This is a genomic window from Pseudonocardia sp. KRD291, assembly GCF_019263595.1.
Lineage (GTDB): Bacteria > Actinomycetota > Actinomycetes > Mycobacteriales > Pseudonocardiaceae > Pseudonocardia.
This window is the reverse complement of sequence record NZ_JADQDD010000488.1, coordinates 1-2,207: the sequence shown is the minus strand read 5'-3', so window position 1 is coordinate 2,207 and position 2,207 is coordinate 1. Positions and strand designations below refer to the sequence as shown.

Sequence of the window (2,207 nt, the reverse complement as noted above, 5' to 3'; positions counted from 1 at the left end):
GACCAGCCCGGACGCGAACGACCCCACCGTGGCCAGGACGTTCGTCGCGATCGTGGAGACGCTGGACTGCAGCCGGTCGATCACGGTCTGGATGACGGTGTCGAGCTGGGACTGGCCGAGGTTGAACGGGGGGCCGCTGAGCCAGGCGCCGATCGAGCCGATGCCGGCCGACACGCTGGCGGCGATCTGCCCGACACTGCCCGACACCGACGTGCCGACGATGGTGATCAGCCCGGCGATCACCCCGAGCCCGAGCAGCAGCACCAGCGCCGACGCCAGGGCGGGCGGGACCTTGTGCCGGCGCAGCCACGCCGCGGGCGGCCACAGCACGGTCGCGACCAGGACCGCCATCAGCACCGGGAACACGATCGACCACAGCTGCCCGATCAGCAGCCCGACCAACGCCGCCCCGGCCGCGGTGAGCAGCAGCCGCACGCTCCAGCGCGCGGTCCAGGACAGCCCCTGGCCGATCACCCTGCCGCGGCCGTGGACCGGCGCATCGGTGCCCACATGATCTCCTCTGCTCGACCCGGGGCCGGAGCGTAGCGGCCGGGGCACCGGAGCAGCAGGTCGAGTCCGGTGGAGCTCGCCGGAACCGGCGGGCCGGGGATCACTCGGGGCCGGTGAAGAACTCCAGGCCGATGTTGTCGGGGTCGCGGAAGGAGACGCCGCTGCCGTAGTGCGCCTTCTTCACGCCGCCGTGCTCGATGCCGAGCTCGTCGAGCTTGGTGGCCCACTGCTCGAGCTCGGCGTGCGAGCCGACCGCGAACCCGACGTGGTCGAGGCCGGTGCGGTGCTCGTCCGCGGGGTCGCCGGACTCCGTGCCGTGGTGGGTGTGCAGGCCGAACAGCATGCCGCCGTCGAGGGCGTAGACGGTGTGGTGGAACCGGCCGCCCTCCTCGTCCTCGTCCAGGACGGGGTCGGCGCCGAACAGGCGGCTGTACCACCGGGTGCTGCGCTCGAGGTCGGTGACGGTGATCGCGACGTGCTGCAGACCGGGGAAGGCCACGATGGCTCCTTTTGCCTAGGGGTGCACCGGGGCCGGTGAGCCCGGCACCGATGCGGACATCGCCGTATGTCTATCAGTGAACGGCGGCCCGCAGCAGGGCGTCGGGGCCCCTCGCGCCGGGACCCGTCCGGTCGCCGGGCCGGTACCTGCCCGACCGGTCAGGGGGCCGACCGCTCCGGGTAGCCCAGTGGCGTCCGGTCGCCCTCCCAGCCCCATCTTTCGACCCGGGTTCCCTCGGTGTCGTAGGCGTCGCGCGCGATCGGGTAGGTGACCCGCACCAGCGAGCCCCAGTCGGCGTAGGCCGGGCGGGACCGCGACCCCTGCAACCGGGTCGGGACGACGCTCTCGGTGCCGATCACCGACATCGGCCCGAAGCTGCCGCCGATGCCCTTGACGAACGACGCCTCGCCGGAGAAGCCGATGTCGGCCGGGGCCTTGAGCAGCGTCCCCGGTGCCTGGGCGACGCCGCCGCTGACACGGGGGCCGTCCCGCACGCACGGCGCGGACCACAGCAGCGTCCAGTCGACGAACACCGGGCCACCGGTGTCGAGCTGCGCGCGCACCGGCACCACGTCGCGCAGCCGCGGCCCGGTCACGGCCAGGAACCCGCCGGGGTCGGTGGCGCCGTCGGTGGCCCGCACCCGGACCAGGTCGGCGCCCGGCGGGATCGCCGACGGAGCCAGGTGCAGCGGCCGCCACTCGTCGCGGAACAGCGGCGAGACCTCGTCGACCCGGTCGGTCGGGTACTCGGGCTGGGACTCGGGCGCGGTGTCGGTGTCGTCGAGGACCCGCTGCCCGACCGGCGTCGGTGCGTCCCCGCCGCCGCGGCCGAACTCCAGGGCCAGCCGGTTGCCCTGCGCGGTCCGGCCGCTCACGTTCACGGCCAGCTCCTGGTCGTCCGCGACGTCGGGCAGCACGAACCACTGGCTCGTCAGCGTCCCGGTGGAGATCGCGCCGTTCGCCGAGCTGCCCCACAGCGACGCCGAGGACCCGCTGCCCGGCGGGGACGGCGGTGTGCCGCGGTAGCCGCCGCCGGAGGTGAACCCGGTCAGCGCCGCGGCGCCCGGCCCGGGCTTGAGCACCCCGCCGGGGGTGTCGATCGTGGTGACCACGTCGTCGATCAGCCCGCAGGTGTCCTCGCCGGCCAGATGGGCCTGCATCTGGGCGCCGACCGAGTAGCTGCCGGCCTGGCGCCCGG

3 protein-coding genes are annotated in these 2,207 nt (G+C 74.3%); all 3 read right to left on the bottom strand.

The window, feature by feature from the left end; all coding sequences use genetic code 11:
• Window positions 1-510 (bottom strand): AI-2E family transporter (locus I4I78_RS32075; protein WP_218615260.1); only part of this gene is annotated, 510 nt, incomplete at its 3' end.
• 100 nt (window positions 511-610) lie between these two features.
• Window positions 611-1,009, bottom strand: a complete 399-nt coding sequence (locus I4I78_RS32070) for a VOC family protein (RefSeq protein ID WP_218615259.1) — start codon at window positions 1,007-1,009, stop codon at window positions 611-613.
• Window positions 1,010-1,167: 158 nt separating this feature from the next.
• Window positions 1,168-2,207: arabinosyltransferase C-terminal domain-containing protein (locus I4I78_RS32065; RefSeq protein ID WP_218615258.1), on the bottom strand; the 1,040-nt coding region annotated here is incomplete at its 5' end.